The organism is Halomonas sp. KM072, assembly GCF_050710315.1.
GTDB lineage: Bacteria > Pseudomonadota > Gammaproteobacteria > Pseudomonadales > Halomonadaceae > Vreelandella > Vreelandella hamiltonii.
In genome coordinates this window covers 1,183,362-1,206,940 of sequence record NZ_CP136132.1, presented here as the reverse complement: position 1 = coordinate 1,206,940, position 23,579 = coordinate 1,183,362, and the positions used below count along the sequence as shown (strand labels likewise).

Sequence of the window (23,579 nt, the reverse complement as noted above, 5' to 3'; positions counted from 1 at the left end):
CGCAGGGGGGGGTTGAGGGTCAACCCAGGTCGATGCACAGGTACTTGGTTTCCAGGTACTCCTCCAGCCCCTGATGCCCCCCTTCACGCCCCAGGCCGGATGCCTTGACGCCACCAAAGGGCGCTGCTGCGTTTGAAATCAGCCCAGTATTGATCCCCACCATGCCATACTCGAGTGCTTCGGCCACGCGCCACACCCTGGCCAGATCACGCGAATAAAAATACGCGGCCAGACCATACTGGGTATCGTTGGCCATTTCGACCGCCGTCTCCTCTTCATCGAAGGGGAACACCGCTGCCAAGGGGCCGAACGTCTCTTCCTGGGCCACTTTCATGCTGTCGTTGGCAAAGCTGACCAACGTGGGCGTGAAGAAATTCCCCCCCAATGGATGTGGGTGGCCCCCTAACAACAGCTCGGCGCCCTTGTCGATGGCGTCCTGAACGTGTTCACTGACTTTTTTGACGCCATTTTCATCGATCAGGGGGCCAATATTGACCCCTTCTCGCGTCCCATCACCGACTTTCAGCTCGCTGTTCATGGCCACGGCCAGCTTCTCGCAGAACGCATTGATGACGCTGGACTGCACCAGAAAGCGGTTGGTACAGACACACGTCTGCCCCGCATTACGGAACTTGGCGGCCATGGCGCCTTCGACGGCAGCGTCCAGGTCGGCGTCTTCAAACACGATAAAGGGCGCGTTGCCACCTAATTCCAGGGAAATCTTCTGAACGTGCTCAGCGGCTTGAGCCATCAACTGGCTGCCCACCTCGGTCGAGCCTGTAAAGGTGATCTTGCGCACCTTGGAAGAGTGAGTGAGCGCCTCGGCAATATCCGCCGCACGCCCAGGCACGACGTTGAACACACCGCGCGGCACGCCCGCCCGCTCTGCCAACAGTGCCAAGGCGGTCGCCGAGAACGGTGTCTGGCTGGCAGGCTTCACGACGATGGTACAGCCCGCCGCCAAGGCAGCACCGGCTTTACGGGTGATCATCGCCGCCGGAAAATTCCACGGTGTAATGGCACCGACAACGCCCACGGGCTGCTTGGTCACCACGATACGCTGATTGGCTTTGGCTGCAGGAATGGTTTCGCCGTAGATTCGACGCGCTTCTTCGGCGAACCAGCGTAAAAAACTGGCCGCATAGGCAATCTCGCCGGCGGCTTCCTTGATCGGCTTGCCCTGCTCATAGGTCATCAGCATGGCAAGATCCTGCTGATGCTCCATCATCAGATCGTGCCACTTCATCAACACGTCGGCACGCTCTTGCGCTGTCATTCCGCGCCAGGCAGGCAGTGCAGCGTACGCAGCATCGATGGCACGCTCGGTTTCTGCCTTGCCCAGCTTGGGCATATCCCCTACGAGCTCACCCGTAGCGGGGTTCACCACCTTGATTTGCTCGCCGCTGTCGGCGGCTACCCAACTGCCGTCAATATAGGCAAACGGGCAGTAAAGCTGTGTTTCTCTCAGCGCTTCCATGACAAACTCCTGACCAGAGGATGGCCTTGCAGGCTCATTGACCTCTTCATGCTAAGACGAAATGGCATTCTTGACCAAGTTCTCGTCAGGAATCCTTGTACGTATCGTACCTTAACTGAGTGCGTATCGACCTTAGCTGATGAGCGTCAAAAACTCTTGCCGTGTTGCCTGGTTGGTGCGGAAGCCCCCCAGCATGACCGACGACGTCATGCTCGAATTCTGCTTCTCGACGCCACGCATCATCATGCACAGATGGCGAGCTTCGACCACGACGGCCACCCCTTTGGCCTGAGTGACCTGCTGCACCGCTTCGGCAATTTCACGGGTCAGATTTTCCTGGATTTGCATGCGACGTGCATACATATCCACGATACGTGCAAACTTGGACAGCCCCAGCACCTTACCGCTCGGCAGATAGGCGATGTGACATTTGCCAATGAAAGGCAGCAGATGGTGCTCACACATGGAGTAGAGCTCGATATCTTTCACCAGCACCATTTCATCGGTTTGCGACGCGAAGACAGCGCCATTGACCAGCTCTTCCAACGACTGCTGGTAACCCGCATTCAAAAACTGCATGGCCTTGGCAGCGCGTTTGGGTGTATCACGCAACCCCTCGCGATCAGGATTCTCTCCCAGGGCAGTAATAATTTGACGGTAATGCTGGGCGATTTCGTCGGTCATGTTAGGCCTCTTCATTCGGTGCGTGTTCGCTTTTACTGGATCGCCTTGGGGAATCTGTCTCGCCACGAATGGCTCGGCACAGACATCAAAGCCCTTTCATGGGTCAGCCCTATGACTGCCTTACCCGCCGCGAGCAAAAACTTATACAGAAAATATACCTTAAAATAAATTATGTACAACGCAGTAATGCAACTGCCTATTCTAACGCACATGAAGTGGCTGTGGCAGAGTGACACGCACCCCCCTTCGTGCTTATCGGTGCTGTGCTATTATAAAGGCACAATTTTCCTGCCAAATAGGCGGGTGCACTATTTGAGATCCAATTATGTCATTTAAATCATCAGCCTATTGGCTAACGGCCTTGATGGGCACAGCGATCATCACCCCCGTGCTTGCAGCAGAACCCAAACTGACGCTGCCCAGTGGTGCCAGCGTGGGCGTAGAGGTGGTCGAATCCCTGCGCTTCGATAGCCAGCACGCTCGTCACAACGACATTCTCCTTCACCCTGCCCAGGCCGAGGGTAGCTCACACGAGCTGCCAGAGTATTGCCTGATGGTGGCTACTGCCCAACTGAGCGGCGAGCGGATACGTATCACCACGCAAGATGCTACTTGCATCGAGACCGAAGGCAGTGAAAGCGCTATCTATTCAGGAGCGTTTGCCGCCAGCGCCTACGCGATGGATGGGCAATACGGGATAGAGTGCCCGTCGGGTAACTGCGAGCTTACTCCCGGCCAGCGCTTTTTACTGACGCTAGACGAGAGCGTAAGCATTGATGCGCAGGACAACCCCTCCGCCGAGATCAATGCAACGCGTCGGCAGGCCAATGGAGATGGCGTCGCCAACCCTATTCCCAGCGAACGCCCCGACCCAGACCAGGCACCCGCAGGCAATCAATAAGCCTGGCGCCAGCCGCTGCCTGAACAAGCTGGCCTGACAATGACAGGTCAGCTTATCGGTTGCCTCCGGCAAGCCACAAAGGCGATTCCAGCTGCAGGCCCTGCTGTTCGAGCAGACGAATGTGCTGATCCCAGTACCCTCGCTCTGTCACCCAGGGAAAAGCAGCAGGAAAAGCCGGATCATCCCAGCGCGATACCAGCCAGGCCGCGTGACGAATCAAGCGATAGGCGCGCAATGGCTCGATCAACGCCAACTCATGCTCAGGGAATGCCCTTACCTCTTCATATCCTTCGATCAACTCACCCAGCTGCCCACGCCACAGCTCAGGGTCGTCTACAGGCAGCAGCATCCAGACATCCTGGATGGCGGGCGCCATCAGGCAGTCATCGAAATCCACCAGCGTAAAGTCATCATCCCGCCCCAGGATATTACCCAGATGGCAGTCACCATGAGCCCGCAGATAGGCGTCGGGGCTTAGCTGCACGCGCTCCAAGTGCCCCATCAACTTTTCCACCACGGCTTGGTAGGCCCGGGACTGGTACTTGTCCAAATGTGGGCTTGCCAGGACTCGCTGAGCGGCATCGGTAACGCCATCCGTCAGCGACAAACTCTCCCGATGCTGAAACCGCTGGCGAGCGGCAACGTCATGCAAGCGCCCCAAGACATTTCCCAAGGCAAACAGGTGTGCCGGGTTATCGAGCTCTGGCGCCTGGCCTGCACATTGGGGGAAAAGCGCAAAGCGGAAAGTCTGGAAATAATGCAATGAGGCGCCATCAGCTGAGCACCATGGCGCGATCACAGGGACACCGGCCAGCGCTAGCTCCTTCAAGAAGTCATGCTCCTCCTGAATCGCGGCATCCGCCCAACGTCCGGGTCTGTAAAACTTGACCACCCAGCGCTCGCCCTCTTCGTCGCGGAACATCAGCACGCGGTTTTCATAACTGTTCAAGGCAAAGGGCTCGCCTGCGGGCCAGATACCCACCGACTCGATGGCCGACATCACCAGGCCGGGCGACAGGCTGCTAAACGGGTGCGCCATGGATCACTCCTTTCATTGGGCCAGCCAGTATATCAACTCTTCTCCAGCGGCGTGCGAGACGCCGCCCACACGTCCACACGCGTGGCACCCGCCGCCAGAGCCGCCAACGCCAGCGCATGCCCCGTGGCACCCGTCGTGACCACGTCATCGATGATGATGACCCATTCTGGCAGTGGCCCCGCCACGCGGTAGGCTCCCGTGAGATTACGTTGACGCTCGGCTCGATTCAGTGACCGTTGCGAGGGCAGCCGCTTGTGACACTCAGCCCCCAGCACCGGTAGGCGTAGCCGCTTGCCCAATTGCCTGGCCAGCCACTGGGCCTGGTTGAAGCCTCGCTCGCGCGCCTTGGAAGGATGCATGGGCACCGGCAGCAACGCGCCCCCTAGTTGCACTGGAGGCGTCGAGAGCATCAGCTCGACCAGCAGCATTCCCGCTCGCGCGGAACCATGAAACTTGAAGTCATGCACCAGTTCCGCCACACCCTCCTGGTAGCGTAGTGCCGCCGTTGTATGCGTAAAGGCAGGGGCCACTACCAGGCAGTGGCCACAGCGTCCACCCCCACCAGCGAGCAAGGGTTCGGCACATTGCGGGCATGCCGACGTGTTCCAGGGCAGCTCCCGAAAGCACTGCGCGCACCACCCCTGCTCACCGCAATCCGCCGATAGGCAAAACGCACAGTAGCCCGGCAATTGGCGCGACAACCACTGGTTCACGTACTGAACCATTCGCATAGCCACCTCCTCTGCCAACTGGTTTAAAACAGGATGATTGCATTGACATTCATACGTTTATTGGTAGTATACGCAGCGTCTTCTGCGGATGTGGTGGAATTGGTAGACACGCTAGATTTAGGTTCTAGTGCCGTAAGGTGTGGGAGTTCGAGTCTCCCCATCCGCACCAATCACAACTTGCCGTGTGGCACTCTTTGCCACCAGCGCAAGATCAAAAATTCGGTAGCATTATGCTAACCGAATTTTTTTGTTTTTAGCCTCTATGCTGGTGAATGGAACACAGCACGTCTCAGGTTATCTTTTCCGTTGTCCCATAATTGCACTTGAGAAGGATCTCGTCCCATGCAATGGCTCAATGATCACGCCCAGGCCATCTCTGCCGTGGCCAGCGTGTGCACTCTGTTCGTCTGGCTTTTCTACGCACAGCTGCTCTACAACGGCTATGTTCGCCAACGCCGACCCCGCATCATCATCAATCGTGGCAAGGGAGTAGGCACCGACGCGCTTTGCCTGATCAGCAACATGAGCAGCGAGGCGATTTATATCCAGCACCTCGTGGCGGTGCTGCACACTCCAGAAGGTTCCTACCCGCTGGATATCGTCGAGTACCAGCAGCAAAGTGGCGAGGAAAACGAAGCTTGCTACCGCAACCATCAAGGCCCCTTGCCCTCTGGCGACTACCTGCATATTCAAACGTTTGGCTCGATCGTCCAGCAACTGGCGCGCTACTGGAAGCTGGATGACGCATTACTGCATGAGCAGACGCTGACGCTGGAGATACGCGTCATCGCCATTTATGGCTCGGAGGACATGCCGGTAGGGGCTGCCAGACGCTTCCACCTCTCGCTCCAGGCAGAGCCAACACGCCAACTGGTGCCGGTTCACCTGGATACGCAGCGCATGAACAGTCGCCGTGACCGCCAACGCGTTGTAGAGTGGGCAAAAGAGATTGAGCTGCACAAAGCGCAATGAGGCACTCGATCGATAATGAACAGGGAAGCCGATGATGAGATTCACCGTTGCCACCATGTGCTTGAGCGTGAGGCTTACGCCCACTTGTCTGCTTGCTGATGAAACGGACAGCGATTTGCCCGAGTGGACCGAAGAGCGGGTTGAACCCTTTCGTGCCCGCGTTGGAGACTGGGTAGATAACACCTCTCGCAACATCGATGCCTTTTTTGGCGGCGACGACTCGGCTACGGCGCACAACGACTCTTACTTACGACTGGGGCAAGAGCTGGACTGGATGGAGGGTGACGGCACCAGTGGCGACATCAGCCTGCGCTACCGGATTGACCTGCCGACCACGGAAGATCGCCTGCGACTGATTATCGAGAGTGATCCTGAAGAGTCTCAAGGCACTCTGGCAGACCAGGGATCAGGCCGTCTGTATAACGACCAGCGTGATCGCAGCACCTCCACCTTTGGGTTTGATTGGCTGGAACGGCGTGACAAACGCGAAAACTGGAGCAACCGGGTGGGTGCAGGTATAAGGCTGCGCATGCCACTGGACCCCTACGTCCGATTCACCAGTGAACGGCTGTGGGATATAGGCGACGGGCCTTGGCAGCTTGAGTCCTACAACCGCGTTTCCTGGTTCAATAATGAAGGCTACTCAGCACGTACCTCTTGGGACATTGGCCGCCCCTTGGCAGACGATCTCCACCTGCGTTTCATCAGCACGGTACAGTGGCGGGAAGAGGAAGATACGCTGGAATTCAGCGAAGTTGCTGAACTGAATCAGGGTCTCAACCGACGCAGCGCACTTCGCTACTCGGCCCTGGCGATAGGCGAAAGCGCCTCCAATCCGCACATGACCAACTACTATCTGCAGACGCGTTACCGCAGAGACATTCACAAGGGCATCCTGTTTGGCGATGTCATACCGGAGCTGCATTTCCAGCGAGAAGACAGTTACGACCCTCGCTGGGCCATGACGCTGCGCCTCGAGATGTATTTTCAGCGTGAAATACATCGCAACTATTTTCACTTCTAGATGTTCCTGGAGCCCTTGGGGCGCTGACCACGCCAGTCAAAGCCCCAAAGTCGCGATTTTTACAGCCTCAACCCCCCATCGCACTCGATGATCCGGGCCGTGAAGTAGTCATTTTCGAAAATGAACGCGACGCTGCGTGCGATATGTTCGGGCTGCCCCAGCTGCTTCAACGGCACGCTGCTGGCAATACGTTCCAGCATGTCGGGTCTCATGGAGGCCGTCATGTCGGTTTCGATAAACCCCGGTGCCACGGTACCGGTGCGAATACCATAGCGGGCCAGCTCCTTGCCCCAGGTCACCGTCAGCGCGTGTACGCCCGCCTTGGCAGCCGCATAGTTGCTCTGTCCCATGTTGCCCGCACGTGAAATGCTCGAAATATTGACGATAACACCCGGCTGACCAGCCTCGATCATCTGGGTGACCGCTTCTCGGCCACACAAGAAAACGCCTGTCAGATTGACATCCAGCACTCGCTGCCAGGAAGACAGCGACATGCGCTTTTCCACCACCCCCTCTTTGGCTTTCACCAGCAGGCTGTCATCGGTAATACCGGCGTTATTGACACAGCCACTCACCGCACCCATGCGCTTGGCAATGTCGGCAAAAGACTGCTGCACCGAGGCTTCATCTGCCACATTGGTCACGAACGCCTGCGCTTCGATACCGGCCGCCGCCAAGTTCGAGACGGCCTCGTCCAACGCTTCACCGCTCATGTCGAGAAGGGCAAGACGCGCCCCTTGTGCGCCCAGATGTTTTGCCATGGCAAACCCCAACCCGCGGGCGCCTCCGGTAATCGCCACCACTTGCTCATTCAACTGCATGCGTCTCTCCTTTTCGAAACCAGGGGTTGTGCATTGCAGCATAGATAGCCGTCAGCAAAAAATCGACTCGGCCAACGCTTGCGCTCACTGCAGACAATGCAGATTGTTTTTTATAATTCTGACACCATATTGACTCATTACGTCTGTTCTGGAGTCGGTCATGCCCATTCTTCTCTTTATTTCCCTGTTCACGCTACTGGACTTTGTGCTTCTTTTTACCGTGGGAAGCCGGATCGGGCTTCTGGCGACGCTGGCACTGGTGCTAGGCACGGGGTTTATCGGGCTGCACTTGATTCGCAAGGAAGGAGTCTCCACCCTGGCGCGTGCTCGCCAGCGTATGCAGATGGGAGAAATCCCCTCCCAGGAAGTGCTCACAGGTGCAGCCCTGATTTTCGGTGGCGCCCTGCTGTTGGCGCCCGGTTTTCTCTCGGATGCACTGGGCATTGCGTGCCTGCTGCCCAGCGCACGGCAGCTACTGTTGAAGCTGATGGCCTGGCTAGGCGTCAAGGCCTCGCTGGCCACCCGTCAAGGCCCAGCCCCAGAGCGCGAGCCACCCCATCAGCACGAGCCTGGCTCGACCTCCTCGGAGGGGCCGCTGGAAGGAGACTTCATCAGCAAGGATGAGTCTTCTCGCAGGCAGTGAACAGAAGCGGGCCAGGCGCACTGATAATCCGCAATTTTTTTATGGCGCCCCCCTTGAAAGGCAGTGACCAGCCCCCACTTTTGAGTCAGCACACAACTTCGGTAATGCCTGATGGCGTTACCATTGACATGAAGGCAACAGGCCTTCGCTTTCCGCGGGTGCTGCCCACGGAAATTCCTTCAAGCTAATGGCCCCAAGGGGCTTTGACACTACTCAGGAGAACGTGAGCATGAATATCCGTCCTTTGCACGATCGCGTTGTGATCCGTCGCGTGGAAGAAGAGCAGAAAACCGCTGGCGGCATCGTGCTTCCGGGCAATGCACAGGAAAAGCCCACGCGTGGCGAAATCCTGGCAGTTGGTAATGGTCGCATTCTTGAAAGCGGCGACGTTCGCCCGCTGGATGTCAAAGTGGGTGACACGGTGATTTTCAAGGACGGCTACGGCGTCGAGAAGCAGAAGATCGACGGCGAAGAAGTTCTGATCATGAGTGAAGCCGATATCCTGGCGGTCGTTGAAGGCTAAAACGCCTCGGCTACCCATTTACGTTCATCGTTCAATTTCAATTTAGGAAGTAACGAACATGGCTGCTAAGCAAGTTAAGTTCTCTGATGACGCTCGTAAACGCATGGCGCGTGGTGTAGATATCCTGGCAAACGCCGTCAAGGTCACGCTGGGCCCGAAAGGCCGCAACGTGGTGCTGGACAAGTCCTTCGGCGCCCCGACCGTCACCAAAGACGGTGTTTCCGTCGCCAAAGAGATCGAACTGAAAGACAAGTTCGAGAACATGGGCGCTCAGATGGTCAAGGAAGTCGCTTCCAAGACGTCTGATGCCGCAGGTGACGGCACCACTACCGCTACCGTGCTGGCCCAAGCCATCGTTGCAGAAGGCCTGAAAGGCGTGACGGCTGGCATGAACCCGATGGACCTGAAGCGCGGCATCGACCAGGCGGTCACCGCTGCCGTCAAGGAAATTCAGGCCATGTCCGTGCCCTGCACCGACACCAAATCCATCGCTCAAGTAGGCACCATCTCTGCCAACGGCGACAAGCGCATTGGCGAGATCATTGCCGAAGCGATGGAGAAAGTAGGTAAAGAAGGCGTCATCACCGTTGACGAAGGTCGCGGCTTCGAAGACGAGCTGGAAGTCGTCGAAGGCATGCAGTTCGACCGTGGCTACCTCTCTCCCTACTTCGTCACCAATCAGGACACCATGGCGGTCGAGCTGGAAGACCCCTACATCCTGCTGGTCGACAAGAAAATCTCCAACATCCGCGAGCTGCTGCCGGTGCTGGAAGGTGTTGCCAAGCAAGGCAAGCCGCTGGCCATCATCGCCGAAGACATCGAAGGCGAAGCGCTTGCCACGCTGGTAGTCAACAACATGCGCGGCATCGTCAAGGTAGCGGCTGCCAAGGCACCCGGCTTTGGTGATCGTCGCAAGGCCATGCTGCAGGATATCGCCATCCTGACCAACGGCACGGTCATCTCCGAGGAAGTCGGTCTGACCCTCGAGCAGGCAAACCTGGATCACCTGGGTACTGCCAAACGCATCACCATGACCAAAGAGAACACCACCATCATCGACGGTGCTGGTGCAGAAGGTGACATCGAAGCACGCGTCAATCAGATCCGCGCGCAAATCGAAGACACCTCCTCCGACTACGACAAAGAGAAGCTGCAAGAGCGCGTTGCCAAGTTGGCAGGCGGCGTTGCCGTTATCCGCGTAGGCGCAGCTACCGAAGTCGAAATGAAAGAGAAGAAAGCACGTGTCGAAGACGCGCTGCACTCTACTCGCGCTGCCGTCGAAGAAGGCGTGGTACCTGGTGGCGGCACGGCGCTGGTACGCGTCATGGCCAAGGTACAAGGCCTGACCGGTGACAACGAAGACCAGAACCACGGCATCAACATGGCCCTGCGTGCCATGCAGGCGCCGCTGCGTCAGATCGTTACCAACGCCGGTGAAGAGTCTGCGGTGGTCATCAACCGTGTGAAAGATGGCGAAGGAAACTTCGGCTACAACGCCCAGACCGGCGAATACGGCGACCTGTTCGAAATGGGTGTACTCGACCCTGCGAAAGTGACCCGTACTGCGCTGCAGTCTGCCGGTTCCGTTGCGGGCCTGATGATCACCACCGAGTGCATGATCGCCGACGACCCGGAAGAGAAAGAAGCTGCCCCGGACATGGGTGGCATGGGCGGAATGGGTGGCATGGGCGGCATGATGTAGTGCGACGAGAGTCGTATAGGTAGCTTGCCTAGCGGTCTACAGACGAAGTGGTCACTAACATAACGTTAGTGACCACAACCGCGCAAGAAGCATTTTTAATAAACCCGATATTCGGGCTGTCTCAGTCCGGATATCGGGTATTACCTTAGGGTAAATCCCCCTATTTCCGGTATGAGTCTGCTCGTACCTTTCGCTTTGGCGATATTCGTACACGCTGAAACATTCTCATTTTTGGGGATGTGATGTAGCGGGGATATTCGTGTCTATTATTTGGCTAAGCTGCCTATCCGGTGCGAAGCCGTATTCTGGATGGTTCCATGTATCTAAACCGTATGTAGCGGTAACGATATAAGCGGAACCTGCTGTGTAACCAGCAGTAGCCTAGGGGCAGTGCGTCGCCGGTAACGGTGAGGTGCCAAGCGTCCTGACAATGTACTCCCCCTCTTGGGGTTTAATGCGGCCGTGAGGTCCATTGAAGATCCCGCTAGTAGCATGCGGGTGAGAGGCTAGGCTGGATCATATGACCAACGTAAGTGAACTGCTAACAAGCACCGTCAGCCGCAAGGAGCGTAAGCTACTGACACGCTCTGACCAAAAGGTATTGGGTCGGTTATCCCTCTTACATCTGGGGATACGTTACCAACAGACCTACGGTGTACTGGCAGGGTCTAAGTGATCCGTGTCCATGATGCGGAACTCGGAAACCCCGTACTATTGCCCTACCGGGCAGGCAAGCCGTGAGGCGAGCTGTTAATGGTGCGGGTTTAGGAGGCTGGAAAAAGCGAATGCCGCCCTGTAATGGGGCAGATAAGAGGTTAAACGTTCCTCTACCGGAAACGGGGCCTACGTCCAGCTGGTCTTTAATCGCGTGATAGCGCTCTAAAGCGCTCAATCATGCTGATATTACGAAGAGATAGCCGAGCAAGTTAGCGGCCTTATCTCACCCCTGCGGGAGCACATATACTCCCGCAAGGGATCAATGTATCTGTTCTCCGAAGGGCGTCTTATCGGCATTCATTCGGAGGACAGCAAGATGAGTACTGGTTTTAAACAAGTACCTGCGTTCTCCCACCCGCCTGACAGCTGGCACACCATTAACTGGTCTGCCGTCGACAGAAAGGTGAGAGGGCTACAAGTGCGGATCGCGAAGGCGACTCGGGATCAACGTTGGCGCAAGGTGAAAGCTTTGCAACGACTGCTGACCCACTCGCTGGCGGCCAGAGCATCGGCCGTCAGACGTGTTACTGAAAACCGGGGCAAGAAAACGCCCGGTGTTGATGGTGAATTATGGAGCACTCCACAAGCCAAGTGGTTAGCGTTAGGCAGGCTAAAAAGTAAGGGCTACCGCCCTGCTCCATTACGCCGTGTCTATATTCCCAAACCGGACGGTTCACGCCGCCCACTAGGGATACCGACGATGCGGGATCGGGCCATGCAAGCACTCTATTTGCTGGCGCTCGAACCGGTATCGGAAACGGTGGCTGACCGTAACAGCTATGGTTTTCGTCCATGGCGCTCAACGGCCGATGCGATAGAGCAATGCTTTATCAATTTGAGCCGTAAGCATTCTGCTGAATGGGTGCTGGAAGGCGATATCAAGGGGTGCTTTGACAATATCAGTCACGACTGGCTGCTGGCTAATGTCCCGATGGACAAGCAAGTGCTCAAGAAGTGGCTGAAAGCGGGATTCATGGAGTCTCACCGTCTGTATCCGACAGAGGCAGGAACGCCCCAGGGCGGGATCATCTCTCCGGTATTAGCCAACCTGGCGCTTGATGGGCTTGAAAAGGTGTTGGAATCCCATTTCGGGAAGAAAAATACCAAAGCAAGCTACAAGACCAAGGTGAACTATGTGCGTTATGCCGACGACTTCATCATTACTGGCATCTCGAAAGAGCTGTTGGAAAATGAAGTACTGCCTGTCGTTTCTGCCTTTATGGCAGAACGTGGGCTTACGTTGTCAGCCAGCAAGACCGTGGTGACGCACATCGCAGAAGGTTTTGATTTTCTCGGGCAGAACCTGCGGAAGTACAACGGCAAGCTGTTGATTAAGCCCAGCCGTAAGAACCTGCAACGACACCTAAAGAAGATCAAGGACATCGTCAGACGCAACTGCATGTCACGACAGGATGTGTTGATTCACCAACTCAACCCGGTACTGCTGGGATGGGCGAATTATCACCGTCACGTCGTGGCCAAGGAAACGTTTGGCTATGTGGACTACCGTGTTTGGAAGCTATTATGGCGTTGGAGTTGTCGACGACACAGTAATCGCCAAAAGCGCTGGGTGAAGAAGAAATATTTTCATTCGGCGAAAAGCGAGAACTGGATTTTCCAAAGTACCTTAATGCCCGGTAAGCCCGTACGGTTGCAGAGCAGCAAGGACATCCCGATTGTGCGACATACCAAGATCAGGGCGGAAGCAAACCCTTATGACCCTAGAGACGAGCAGTATTTCGAGAGCAGGCTGGAGCGCTCTTGGGAAGCGTCAACGAAAGGTCGTAAGAAACTGCAAACGCTATGGAAGCGGCAAGGTAAGCGCTGCCCAATGTGCCGTGGCTTAATCACTTGGGAAACCAAGTGGAACATTCACCACGTGGTGGAACGGCATAAGGGTGGCGGTGACGAGCTGAGTAACTTGGTGTTGTTGCACCCTAACTGTCATCGTCAGTGGCATTCGCAACAGGAGAAAAGGTCACCGGTCTCTCATCTGGGAGGCTTATAAAGGCTTGAGCCGTATGCGGGGAAACTCGCACGTACGGTTCTTAGGGGGCGGCGGTGCAGTAATGCACTGCTGCTACCCGACGTGCGACGAGAGTCGTATAGGTAGCTTGCCTAGCGGTCTACAGACGAAGTGGTCACTAACATAACGTTAGTGACCACAACCGCGCAAGAAGCATTTTTAATAAACCCGATATTCGGGCTGTCTCAGTCCGGATATCGGGTATTACCTTAGGGTAAATCCCCCTATTTCCGGTATGAGTCTGCTCGTACCTTTCGCTTTGGCGATATTCGTACACGCTGAAACATTCTCATTTTTGGGGATGTGATGTAGCGGGGATATTCGTGTCTATTATTTGGCTAAGCTGCCTATCCGGTGCGAAGCCGTATTCTGGATGGTTCCATGTATCTAAACCGTATGTAGCGGTAACGATATAAGCGGAACCTGCTGTGTAACCAGCAGTAGCCTAGGGGCAGTGCGTCGCCGGTAACGGTGAGGTGCCAAGCGTCCTGACAATGTACTCCCCCTCTTGGGGTTTAATGCGGCCGTGAGGTCCATTGAAGATCCCGCTAGTAGCATGCGGGTGAGAGGCTAGGCTGGATCATATGACCAACGTAAGTGAACTGCTAACAAGCACCGTCAGCCGCAAGGAGCGTAAGCTACTGACACGCTCTGACCAAAAGGTATTGGGTCGGTTATCCCTCTTACATCTGGGGATACGTTACCAACAGACCTACGGTGTACTGGCAGGGTCTAAGTGATCCGTGTCCATGATGCGGAACTCGGAAACCCCGTACTATTGCCCTACCGGGCAGGCAAGCCGTGAGGCGAGCTGTTAATGGTGCGGGTTTAGGAGGCTGGAAAAAGCGAATGCCGCCCTGTAATGGGGCAGATAAGAGGTTAAACGTTCCTCTACCGGAAACGGGGCCTACGTCCAGCTGGTCTTTAATCGCGTGATAGCGCTCTAAAGCGCTCAATCATGCTGATATTACGAAGAGATAGCCGAGCAAGTTAGCGGCCTTATCTCACCCCTGCGGGAGCACATATACTCCCGCAAGGGATCAATGTATCTGTTCTCCGAAGGGCGTCTTATCGGCATTCATTCGGAGGACAGCAAGATGAGTACTGGTTTTAAACAAGTACCTGCGTTCTCCCACCCGCCTGACAGCTGGCACACCATTAACTGGTCTGCCGTCGACAGAAAGGTGAGAGGGCTACAAGTGCGGATCGCGAAGGCGACTCGGGATCAACGTTGGCGCAAGGTGAAAGCTTTGCAACGACTGCTGACCCACTCGCTGGCGGCCAGAGCATCGGCCGTCAGACGTGTTACTGAAAACCGGGGCAAGAAAACGCCCGGTGTTGATGGTGAATTATGGAGCACTCCACAAGCCAAGTGGTTAGCGTTAGGCAGGCTAAAAAGTAAGGGCTACCGCCCTGCTCCATTACGCCGTGTCTATATTCCCAAACCGGACGGTTCACGCCGCCCACTAGGGATACCGACGATGCGGGATCGGGCCATGCAAGCACTCTATTTGCTGGCGCTCGAACCGGTATCGGAAACGGTGGCTGACCGTAACAGCTATGGTTTTCGTCCATGGCGCTCAACGGCCGATGCGATAGAGCAATGCTTTATCAATTTGAGCCGTAAGCATTCTGCTGAATGGGTGCTGGAAGGCGATATCAAGGGGTGCTTTGACAATATCAGTCACGACTGGCTGCTGGCTAATGTCCCGATGGACAAGCAAGTGCTCAAGAAGTGGCTGAAAGCGGGATTCATGGAGTCTCACCGTCTGTATCCGACAGAGGCAGGAACGCCCCAGGGCGGGATCATCTCTCCGGTATTAGCCAACCTGGCGCTTGATGGGCTTGAAAAGGTGTTGGAATCCCATTTCGGGAAGAAAAATACCAAAGCAAGCTACAAGACCAAGGTGAACTATGTGCGTTATGCCGACGACTTCATCATTACTGGCATCTCGAAAGAGCTGTTGGAAAATGAAGTACTGCCTGTCGTTTCTGCCTTTATGGCAGAACGTGGGCTTACGTTGTCAGCCAGCAAGACCGTGGTGACGCACATCGCAGAAGGTTTTGATTTTCTCGGGCAGAACCTGCGGAAGTACAACGGCAAGCTGTTGATTAAGCCCAGCCGTAAGAACCTGCAACGACACCTAAAGAAGATCAAGGACATCGTCAGACGCAACTGCATGTCACGACAGGATGTGTTGATTCACCAACTCAACCCGGTACTGCTGGGATGGGCGAATTATCACCGTCACGTCGTGGCCAAGGAAACGTTTGGCTATGTGGACTACCGTGTTTGGAAGCTATTATGGCGTTGGAGTTGTCGACGACACAGTAATCGCCAAAAGCGCTGGGTGAAGAAGAAATATTTTCATTCGGCGAAAAGCGAGAACTGGATTTTCCAAAGTACCTTAATGCCCGGTAAGCCCGTACGGTTGCAGAGCAGCAAGGACATCCCGATTGTGCGACATACCAAGATCAGGGCGGAAGCAAACCCTTATGACCCTAGAGACGAGCAGTATTTCGAGAGCAGGCTGGAGCGCTCTTGGGAAGCGTCAACGAAAGGTCGTAAGAAACTGCAAACGCTATGGAAGCGGCAAGGTAAGCGCTGCCCAATGTGCCGTGGCTTAATCACTTGGGAAACCAAGTGGAACATTCACCACGTGGTGGAACGGCATAAGGGTGGCGGTGACGAGCTGAGTAACTTGGTGTTGTTGCACCCTAACTGTCATCGTCAGTGGCATTCGCAACAGGAGAAAAGGTCACCGGTCTCTCATCTGGGAGGCTTATAAAGGCTTGAGCCGTATGCGGGGAAACTCGCACGTACGGTTCTTAGGGGGCGGCGGTGCAGTAATGCACTGCTGCTACCCGACAGCCCCACCTCGCTCTGACGTAATACGTCCTTCAGAACCCCGCTTCGGCGGGGTTCTTTGCGTGTTACCATCCCCTTTCTTCTTGGCAGCTTTCAGGTTCGACGTCCCGTGCTTTCCAATATTCGTATCGTGCTGGTACACACCTTTCATCCCGGCAATATTGGCGCCACCGCCCGCGCCATGAAAACCATGGGCCTGACCCAGCTGGTGCTGGTCAACCCACGCGCTTTTCCTGACGAAGAGGCCACTCGACTGGCGGCGGGCGCTACCGATGTGCTGGACAACGCGCGCTGCGTCAGCACCCTGGAAGACGCCCTGCAGGACTGCGTTCAAGTGGTCGGGGCCAGTGCCCGATTACGCAGCATGCCGCTCCCCCACTTCGACGAGCCGGACGACATGGCACGTCAGGTCATCGTCAATGCCCATCAAGCTCCCGTGGCGTTGGTGTTTGGCCGCGAGCGCTCTGGCCTGACCAATGACGAGATCCGCTGCTGCACCCACCAGGTCAGCATACCGGCCAATCCGGATTACGGCATTTTGAATCTCTCGCAAGCCGTGCAGATTCTTGCCTATGAAGTGCATCGCGCCTGGCGACGGCGCGACGACAGTGATTTCGTCTATCAACGGCCCCTGGAAGCGGCGCCGCCCAGTCGCGAACAGTTTGGCTACTTCCAGGAACACCTGGGTCGGCTCATGCACGAGAGCGGTTTTTTGACCCAGCCTCACGCACGCACCGAAGAGCAGTTGCAGGCACTGTTCTCACGTGCCCAGCCAAGCCGCAAGGAATTATCGCTACTCCGCGGGCTACTGAGCGCCTTCGAGGCACACCTGCCCAAACAGTAAGCCGCGTACGCCAACCGCCAGACAAAAAAAGGCCGCCATTTGGCAGCCTTTTTCGGATGATGCGCAGATCAAAGCGACATGGCCGCCAGCCAACCAAACGCAATCAGCGGAAGGTTATAGTGAAGGAAGGTCGGCACGACGCTATCCCACATATGGTCATGCTGGCCGTCCACGTTCAGGCCGGCAGTGGGCCCCAAAGTGGAGTCCGATGCCGGTGAGCCAGCATCGCCCAATGCCGCCGCGGTGCCCACCAAGGCCACGGTGGCCATGGGCGAAAACCCGAATTGAATGGCCAGCGGGACGAAAATGGCGGCAATGATCGGAATGGTAGAAAACGATGAACCGATGCCCAGCGTGATGAACAGCCCCACCAGCAGCATGACCAGCGCAGCCAGGCCGCGATTGTCACCAAACAGCTCGAAGGCGCCCGCCACCAGGGCCTCGATATCCCCCGTGGCTTTCATCACTTCGGCAAATCCTGCCGCTGAAATCATGATGAAACCGATGAGTGCCATCATGCGCATGCCGCTGGTGAACAGATCATCGGCCTCACGCCATTTGAAAATCCCCCCCAATGACAGCAGGCCAATGCCCACCAGGCCGCCCACGATCATGGAACCGGTATACAGCTGCAGACCCAGCGCAGCCACGATGGCGACCCCCGACATGACCAACCCCAGCATATGAGGCTCGGCAGGCGTATGCGCCTGCTCACCCGCAGGTGCGGCCAGCGGCTTGGCGGCGTAGTGGCGCTGACCGCGATAGCTGAACAGCAGGGCGACGACCAGCCCGATGGCCATTCCGCCCACGGGGATGGCCATGGCCATGGGCACCATGCTCCGAGTGATGTCGAGTCCCGCCGCCGCGCCTGCGCTGTTCAGATTGGCCAACAATATGTCGTTCAGGAAGATGGCCCCGAAGCCCACTGGCAAAAGCATATAGGGTGCTGTCAGACCAAAGGTCAGCGCACAGGCAACCGCGCGGCGGTCCAGCTGCAAGCGGTTCATGACCACCAGCAGCGGCGGAATCAGGACGGGAATGAACGCAATATGCACCGGGATGGCGTTTTGAGAAGAAATCGCCACCAGCAACACGGCGCCCAGCAACAGCATTTTCACCCGCGCCTGATGCGCTGCCGTCGCCTCTTTACCCAGCAGCTTGATCAACCGCGTGGCCAGCAAATCCGGCAGGCCAGAGCGAGAAATAGCGACCGCAAAGGCCCCCAGCGTGGCGTAGGCCAACGCCACCTGGGCACCGCCGCCTACGCCATCATTGAAAGCGCTGAGCGTGTCATCCAGCGACAGTCCACCCGCTAGCCCTCCTACCAGGGCCCCCACCACCAGGGCAAACACCACCGATACACGAAGAAGTGACAGCGTCACCATCACGAGCACTGCAAGAATGACTGCATTCATGGAAATATCCAGAGCTAATGGAAGGTCTTTGATACGAAGTCTTCATCAGGTTCTTAAAACCAAGTTCTTGAAACCAGGCCCTTAAAACCAGGTTTTTAAACCATGCCTTTAAAACCAGGCGGCGGATTTTAGCAGATAGCGCGCCCTTCATCAGGCTTATCTGATCCCCAAGCACACTGGCGCAGCGGCTAAGACTTTAGTCACAGCGCTCTTGCTGCTATGCAACAATCCTCCTAGTATCGCGACCTTCATCGTTGACCGACACTGCTAATTTAACAATGTCTTAGGAGCCTGCATGGGCATTTTCGCCATTCTCATTTCCCTGATACTGCTGATGTTGCTGGCTTACAGAGGCATATCAGTGCTGCTGTTGGCACCGCTCATGGCGTCGCTGGCAGTCCTGCTTTCCGGTGATGGCGGCCTGCTGCTGCCCATTTACACCGACACCTTCATGCGGGCGCTGGGTAACTACGTCATTCAGTTCTTTCCGCTGTTCCTGCTAGGCGCCCTGTTCGGCCAACTGATGGCCGACTCCGGTGCCGCGCAGTCCATTTCCAACGGTATCGTCAAGCGGCTGGGCACGCATCACGTGGTGCTGACCGTGGTCATGGCCTGTGCCGTACTGACCTACGGTGGCGTGTCACTGTTCGTGGTGGCCTTTGCCATCTACCCCATCAGCCGTGAGCTCTTCCGTCAGGCCAATGTACCCAAGCGGCTCATACCTGCGTCCATCGCGCTGGGTTCCTTTACCTTTACCATGACGGCCCTGCCGGGCACCCCAGCCATTCAGAATGCCATTCCCATTCCTTACTTTGGCACCAACAGCTTTGCGGCTCCCGGATTGGGCATCATTGCCGGGCTTATCATGCTGGGCCTGGGCACCTACTATCTGCAGTCCAGGGTTCGCAAGGCAGCCGCCAACGGCGAAGGCTACGGCACGCACACCGAGCGTGAAGTCGACCCCCAGCAGGACGACACGCCCGCCCCCACGCTCCCCTTGGCAGTAGCCTTGATTCCTCTGATCATGGTCATCGGCCTGAACGCGCTGTTTACCTATGGCGTTTTCCCCGCGATGGATCTGAGCTATATCAGCGACGCCTTCGAGAACATCACCCCCAGCCGCCAGACTGGCCTGTGGGCGATCCTGATCTCGCTGCTGAGCGCCTCGGCATGGCTGATCATTACCCGCTGGAACCATTGGAAGGATCTGAAAAACACCATCAACCAGGGCTGCTTTGGCTCGCTGCTGCCGATTTTCAATACCGCCTCCGAAGTGGGCTATGGGGCAGTGATTGCCAGCCTGGCAGGCTTCATGATCATCCGTGATGCCGTGCTCAACGTTTCCGGCAACCCGCTGATTTCCGAAGCCTTGGCCATGAGCGTGCTGGCAGGCATTACCGGCTCCTCTTCGGGCGGCCTGTCGATTGCCTTGCAAACCCTGGGTGATGAATACCTGGCCATGGCGCAGCAGGCGGGCATCAATCCCGAACTGATGCACCGTGTCGCCGCCCTGGCCGCGGGTGGCATGGACACGCTTCCCCACTCGGGGGCAGTGATTACGCTGCTGGCCATTTGCGGGCTGACGCACCGCCAGTCCTATGCCAATGTGGCCATGGTCACTATCGTGCTGCCGATTTTTGCGTTGATCAGCGTGATTACGCTGGGCACGCTGTTTGGAAGCTTCTAAAGCCGCGTAAGCCATGCGATAGTTGGTTAACGTGTTAACTAGCGAACAACAACGAGACCCGTCATGGCCCTTACACGACACTCCTCCCTGCTGCTGATCCTTCTGGCCAGCCTCATCATCTCTACGGCGATGGGGCTGCGCCACGGTTTCGGGTTGTTCCTCGAACCCATGAGCAGTGAGCTTGGCTGGGGGCGCGGGGTCTTTGCCCTGGCACTGGCCATTCAGAATTTGATGTGGGGCCTGGCACAGCCTTTCACCGGCGCGCTGGCAGACCGCTTCGGCGCGGCCAGAATCATCGTGGCCGGGGGCGTGCTCTACGTGCTGGGGCTGTGCTTCATGAGTCTTTCCACCAGCGCGCTGGGAATGACCCTGAGCGCTGGTCTGCTGATCGGGATCGGCCTCTCTGGCACGACCTTCTCGGTGATCCTGGGCGCTGTTGGCCGAGCGGTACCCGCCGAAAAGCGCAGCATGGCAATGGGGATCGTCAGTGCGGCGGGCTCGTTTGGCCAGTTCGCCATGCTGCCGGGCACGCTGGGGCTGATCGAGTGGCTGGGCTGGTCGGCGGCCCTGCTGGCCATGGGCATGATTGCCGCCGTGATGATTCCGCTGGGCGCCATGCTCAAGGATCGCCCACGCCCCCATGCGCTGGGCGACCTGAGCCTGCGCGACGCGCTCAACGAAGCCGCCGGGCAAAAAGGCTTCTGGCTGCTCTGCCTGGGCTTTTTCGTGTGCGGGTTTCAGGTGGTGTTCATTGCCGTGCACTTGCCGGGCTACCTGTTCGATAACGGGCTTGCCGTGCAAGTGGGTACCACCGTTCTGGCCCTGGTGGGGCTGTTCAACATCGTGGGCACCTATACGGCAGGCTGGATGGGAGGAATCTGGTCCAAGCCGCGCTTGCTCAGCTGGCTATACCTGATCCGAGGCGTGGTCATCACCGCGTTTCTGGTCGCGCCACTGAGCGCTTATAGTGCTTACGCGTTTGGTGTCGCCATGGGCTTGCTGTGGCTCTCGACCGTGCCGCTGACCAACGGCATCGTGGCGTCGGTGTTTGGCGTCAAACACCTCTCCATGCTGGGCGGCATCGTGTTTCTGTTCCACCAGTTGGGGTCGTTCATGGGCGTCTGGCTAGGCGGCTACCTTTATGACATGACCGGTCACTACGATACCGTCTGGCAAATCGCCATCGTGCTCTCCGTGGTGGCCGCCGCCTTGCACTGGTTCATCAGCGAAAAACCGCTGGCACGCACCACTCCCACGCAGGTGACACCATGACACCACAGACTCTTTCGCTAGCGCTGCTGGGGGCGCTGGCCATCGCTGGGGGAACTGCCCTTGCCTGGTGGGGGTGGCAGTCGCTGGATGCGGGCCTGCTGTTGATGGGGAGTCGGCTATGCTGATCGAGGCCCCACGAAACCCGATCATCTCATGACCTTCGACATGGGCAAATTGGCCCATTAGTGGCATAAAGAGTGCATCGTTGGCCAAATGATGTTGATTATTCAAGGATGCACCTTGCATGGTAGAACAAGCGCTCGTCCAGACACTCTTGCTGTTGGGTGTCACGGTTTTCGTGGTACTGCTCTTTCAGCGCTTCAGAATCCCGCCCAGCCTGGCTTATCTGTTGGTGGGGGTCATTCTTGGCTCTCATACGGCAGGGCCTGCCATTGATACCACCTATATTCAGGCGATTGCCGAATTCGGGATCGTGTTTCTGCTGTTCACGATTGGCCTCAGCTTTCCGTTGCCCCAAATCTATGCCCTGCGGCACACCATTCTCGGCCTGGGCACGGCGCAAGTCGTCGTGACGACGGCAGCGTTCACGCTGCTGGGATGGGCCATCGGCCTGCCCCCGGTGGCGGCCTTCATCGTTGGTGCCGTATTCACCCAGTCCTCGACCACCATCATCAGCAAACAGCTGATGGAGCAAGGGGAAAGTCAGACCCGCCACGGCCGCCTGGGCACCACCATGTCGGTCTTTCAGGACATAACGGCGGTTCCCTTCGTGATCTTGATACCCGTGCTGGGCACCGCAGCGGCTTCGGAAATTGCCGGAGCACTGGGCATTGCCATGGCCAAGGCAGTGGCCGCGTTTGTCATCGTGCTGGTGTCTGGCCGCTATCTGCTGAAACCGCTGTTTCACCTGGTAGCCAGCCGCCGCTCGGCGGAACTGTTTACCCTGACCGTGCTGTTCGTGTCGCTGATTGCCGCCTGGACAACGGATTCACTGGGACTTTCCATGGCGTTTGGCGCCTTCCTGGCCGGTATGGTATTGGGCGAAACAGAGTTTCGCCATCAGGTGGAAACCACCATACGCCCATTTCGTGACGTTTTGCTTGGCTTGTTCTTCATCGGCATCGGCATGCTCGTGGAGCCTGCGCTGCTGCCCTCCATTTGGCATCAGGCCCTGCTGGGCGCCGTGGCCCTGCTCGCCATCAAGACGTTGATCGTGGCAGCGCTGGTGCGGTACTCGGGTATCGATGCTCAAACGGCTCTGCGCACTGGTCTGACCCTGGCGGTGGGGGGTGAATTTGGCTTTGCGCTGCTGGCCATTGGCCTGGACCACAACACCATCGCGGCAGCGCCAGCACAAATCGCGCTGACATCAGTGCTGTTCTCGATGATCGCCGCGCCTTTTCTGATTCGCTACAACCAACCGCTGGCCGCCTGGCTATTTAGAAAGCGTCCTGGCTCTGCAGAGGAAACCGCCCAGGGCACCCCTCCTGCGGTTGACTATGCACAGCATGTGATCATCTGTGGTTATGGACGCACAGGCCAGGTGATCAGCCGGTTCCTGGAGAGCGAGTCGATCGATTTCGTGGCACTGGACATGGACCCGACCATCGTCAAAGAGGCTCGCTTGGCAGGACATCCGGTCTTCTACGGCGATGCATCGGACCCCACCGTGCTGGAGAGTATCGGCCTGAGCCGCTCGAACCTGTTGATCATCAGTCATGATGACCGCACTGCCACCTTGCAGACACTTCGCTACGTGCACGACACCGTCCCTACCTTGCCCATCGTGGTACGCACCCATGACGACAGTGGCACGGAGGAGTTACGCGCCGCTGGCGCTACCGAAGTCATCCCTGAAACATTGGAAAGCGGCATGATCATGTCGATGCATTCGCTGCTGACCCTGAATGTCCCCATGTGGCGTGTGACTCAGCGCCTTCAGGAGCAGCGCATCAATCGCTACCCCATGCTCAAGGAGCTGTTCAGAGGGAGCCTGGAGCGGTTGAGCGAAGAAAATGACGACAGAATCGAGCGCTTGCACTCACTGGTGCTGGATGCTGATAGCCGTTATGTCGGCCAGCCGCTCGGCAATTGCCCACTGCAAGCGCCAAGGGTGGTGGTCACGGCCCTGGTGAGAGGTCAGGAGCGCATCCGTTATCCTGAACCAGCCACCACGCTACAGCCGGGCGATGTGCTGGTGTTGCTGGGCACTCCCGAAGCGCTCGAAGAAGCAGACGCCGAACTGAATCCGGCGTCCTACTGAGGCGCGCG

The 23,579-nt window shown here is 57.1% G+C and carries 19 protein-coding genes and 1 tRNA gene; 14 read left to right on the top strand and 6 right to left on the bottom strand.

The window, feature by feature from the left end; genetic code table 11:
- Nucleotides 1–19: 19 nt before the first annotated feature.
- Both RVM26_RS05645 and folE read right to left on the bottom strand, forming a co-directional pair.
- The gene (locus RVM26_RS05645; RefSeq protein WP_498941352.1) at nt 20–1,477 is read right to left on the bottom strand and encodes an NAD-dependent succinate-semialdehyde dehydrogenase; all 1,458 of its coding nucleotides are present in this window, start codon (nt 1,475–1,477) and stop codon (nt 20–22) included.
- 132 nt (nt 1,478–1,609) lie between these two features.
- A complete protein-coding gene (gene folE, locus RVM26_RS05640; RefSeq protein WP_016913712.1) occupies nt 1,610–2,161 on the bottom strand; it encodes a GTP cyclohydrolase I FolE in 552 nt (183 codons plus the stop codon).
- Between the two features lie 325 nt (nt 2,162–2,486).
- On the opposite strand from folE, the gene RVM26_RS05635 reads away from it, so the two are divergent.
- On the top strand, nt 2,487–3,062 hold the full coding sequence (locus RVM26_RS05635; RefSeq protein WP_498941351.1) for a hypothetical protein: 576 nt from the start codon (nt 2,487–2,489) through the stop codon (nt 3,060–3,062).
- Nucleotides 3,063–3,114: 52 nt separating this feature from the next.
- On the opposite strand, the gene RVM26_RS05630 is transcribed toward RVM26_RS05635, so the two are convergent.
- The gene (locus RVM26_RS05630) at nt 3,115–4,101 is read right to left on the bottom strand and encodes a stress response kinase A (RefSeq protein ID WP_498941349.1); all 987 of its coding nucleotides are present in this window, start codon (nt 4,099–4,101) and stop codon (nt 3,115–3,117) included.
- Between the two features lie 32 nt (nt 4,102–4,133).
- Nucleotides 4,134–4,832, bottom strand: coding sequence for a double zinc ribbon domain-containing protein (locus RVM26_RS05625; RefSeq protein ID WP_498941347.1), 699 nt, complete (start codon nt 4,830–4,832; stop codon nt 4,134–4,136).
- Nucleotides 4,833–4,916: 84 nt separating this feature from the next.
- Here RVM26_RS05625 and RVM26_RS05620 point away from each other — a divergent pair.
- From RVM26_RS05620 to RVM26_RS05610, 3 genes are all read left to right on the top strand, one after another.
- Nucleotides 4,917–5,001, top strand: a tRNA-Leu gene (locus RVM26_RS05620).
- A gap of 173 nt (nt 5,002–5,174) precedes the next feature.
- Nucleotides 5,175–5,804: a hypothetical protein gene (locus RVM26_RS05615; protein ID WP_498941345.1), complete on the top strand. Its 630-nt coding sequence runs from the start codon at nt 5,175–5,177 to the stop codon at nt 5,802–5,804.
- 34 nt (nt 5,805–5,838) lie between these two features.
- The gene (locus RVM26_RS05610; RefSeq protein WP_498941711.1) at nt 5,839–6,828 is read left to right on the top strand and encodes a hypothetical protein; all 990 of its coding nucleotides are present in this window, start codon (nt 5,839–5,841) and stop codon (nt 6,826–6,828) included.
- A 59-nt stretch (nt 6,829–6,887) separates the two neighbouring features.
- Here the strand turns inward: RVM26_RS05610 and RVM26_RS05605 are convergent, their stop codons facing one another.
- Complete coding sequence (locus RVM26_RS05605) at nt 6,888–7,649, bottom strand: SDR family oxidoreductase (protein WP_039178218.1); 762 nt, start codon at nt 7,647–7,649, stop codon at nt 6,888–6,890.
- Between the two features lie 160 nt (nt 7,650–7,809).
- On the opposite strand from RVM26_RS05605, the gene RVM26_RS05600 reads away from it, so the two are divergent.
- The 6 genes from RVM26_RS05600 to RVM26_RS05575 all read left to right on the top strand — a co-directional run bounded on the left by RVM26_RS05600 (nt 7,810) and on the right by RVM26_RS05575 (nt 16,973).
- Entirely contained in the window at nt 7,810–8,292 is a 483-nt protein-coding gene (locus RVM26_RS05600; protein ID WP_498941343.1) for an FxsA family protein, read from the top strand.
- A gap of 229 nt (nt 8,293–8,521) precedes the next feature.
- The gene (locus RVM26_RS05595; protein WP_016913703.1) at nt 8,522–8,815 is read left to right on the top strand and encodes a co-chaperone GroES; all 294 of its coding nucleotides are present in this window, start codon (nt 8,522–8,524) and stop codon (nt 8,813–8,815) included.
- A gap of 58 nt (nt 8,816–8,873) precedes the next feature.
- Nucleotides 8,874–10,517 carry a chaperonin GroEL gene (gene groL / locus RVM26_RS05590; RefSeq protein WP_016913702.1) on the top strand — a complete coding sequence of 548 codons (1,644 nt, stop codon included), beginning with the start codon at nt 8,874–8,876 and terminating at the stop codon, nt 10,515–10,517.
- A gap of 979 nt (nt 10,518–11,496) precedes the next feature.
- Nucleotides 11,497–13,242 (top strand): group II intron reverse transcriptase/maturase, encoded by a 1,746-nt coding sequence (ltrA, locus tag RVM26_RS05585; protein WP_498941340.1) that lies wholly within the window; start codon nt 11,497–11,499, stop codon nt 13,240–13,242.
- 1,061 nt (nt 13,243–14,303) lie between these two features.
- Nucleotides 14,304–16,049, top strand: a complete 1,746-nt coding sequence (ltrA, locus tag RVM26_RS05580; protein ID WP_498941340.1) for a group II intron reverse transcriptase/maturase — start codon at nt 14,304–14,306, stop codon at nt 16,047–16,049.
- A 189-nt stretch (nt 16,050–16,238) separates the two neighbouring features.
- On the top strand, nt 16,239–16,973 hold the full coding sequence (locus RVM26_RS05575) for an RNA methyltransferase (protein ID WP_016913701.1): 735 nt from the start codon (nt 16,239–16,241) through the stop codon (nt 16,971–16,973).
- A 68-nt stretch (nt 16,974–17,041) separates the two neighbouring features.
- Here RVM26_RS05575 and RVM26_RS05570 read toward each other — a convergent pair whose 3' ends face one another.
- Nucleotides 17,042–18,388, bottom strand: coding sequence for a Na+/H+ antiporter family protein (locus tag RVM26_RS05570; protein ID WP_039178232.1), 1,347 nt, complete (start codon nt 18,386–18,388; stop codon nt 17,042–17,044).
- 295 nt (nt 18,389–18,683) lie between these two features.
- Between RVM26_RS05570 and RVM26_RS05565 the strand changes: the two genes are divergently transcribed.
- From RVM26_RS05565 to RVM26_RS05550, 4 genes are all read left to right on the top strand, one after another.
- Nucleotides 18,684–20,075 (top strand): GntP family permease, encoded by a 1,392-nt coding sequence (locus RVM26_RS05565; protein WP_498941338.1) that lies wholly within the window; start codon nt 18,684–18,686, stop codon nt 20,073–20,075.
- A 63-nt stretch (nt 20,076–20,138) separates the two neighbouring features.
- Nucleotides 20,139–21,347 (top strand): MFS transporter, encoded by a 1,209-nt coding sequence (locus RVM26_RS05560; RefSeq protein WP_218314919.1) that lies wholly within the window; start codon nt 20,139–20,141, stop codon nt 21,345–21,347.
- A complete protein-coding gene (locus RVM26_RS05555) occupies nt 21,344–21,472 on the top strand; it encodes a hypothetical protein (protein ID WP_260851395.1) in 129 nt (42 codons plus the stop codon). The genes RVM26_RS05560 and RVM26_RS05555 overlap by 4 nt, the downstream gene beginning before the upstream one ends.
- Before the next feature lie 119 nt (nt 21,473–21,591).
- On the top strand, nt 21,592–23,571 hold the full coding sequence (locus RVM26_RS05550) for a monovalent cation:proton antiporter family protein (protein ID WP_498941335.1): 1,980 nt from the start codon (nt 21,592–21,594) through the stop codon (nt 23,569–23,571).
- Nucleotides 23,572–23,579 lie beyond the last annotated feature (8 nt).